The organism is Psychrobacter piscatorii (genome assembly GCF_904846415.1).
Taxonomy (GTDB): Bacteria; Pseudomonadota; Gammaproteobacteria; order Pseudomonadales; family Moraxellaceae; genus Psychrobacter; species Psychrobacter piscatorii.
In genome coordinates this window covers 1-547 of the sequence record NZ_CAJHAR010000114.1, presented here as the reverse complement: position 1 = coordinate 547, position 547 = coordinate 1, and the positions used below count along the sequence as shown (strand labels likewise).

Below are 547 nucleotides of genomic sequence, written 5' to 3'. Positions count from 1 at the left end.
AATAAAAGCAAAGCATAAATCGCTGAGTAAAGATGAGATTAATGAGTTGCGTAACTCTCAAGGTCGTCCGCCCTACGGCGTTCAGCTACGTCTCATAGATACTGATGAGCCGCTACAGCGAGTTGAAGAAGATGGTATGTCTCAAGGTCGTTTACAGATCAAAGGACACTGGATCATCAACGATTATTACACAGAAAATCCTGATGCAATAACTGAAGACGGTTGGTTCGACACAGGCGATATTGCAACCATTGATGCTGATGGCTATATGAATATTCGGGATCGCTCAAAAGATTTGATTAAATCTGGTGGGGAGTGGATATCGTCAGTAGAGCTAGAAAACATCGCAGTCGCCCATCCGCAGATAAGAATGGCAGCCGCTATTGCTGCAAAGCATAAAAAATGGAGCGAGCGTCCAGTATTGATTGTGGTAAAAGAACCAGATTCAGAAATCGAGGAGTCGCAAGTACTGAGCTTTTACGAAGGTAAAATCGCCAGCTGGCAAATACCGGACAAAGTCATATTTGTAGATAATATCGTCCTAAAT

The 547-nt window shown here is 43.0% G+C and carries 1 protein-coding gene; it reads left to right on the top strand.

Features of this window, described 5'->3' with window-relative positions; all coding sequences use genetic code 11:
- Window positions 1-547: AMP-binding enzyme (locus JMX83_RS15115; RefSeq protein ID WP_201603428.1), on the top strand; the 547-nt coding region annotated here is incomplete at both ends.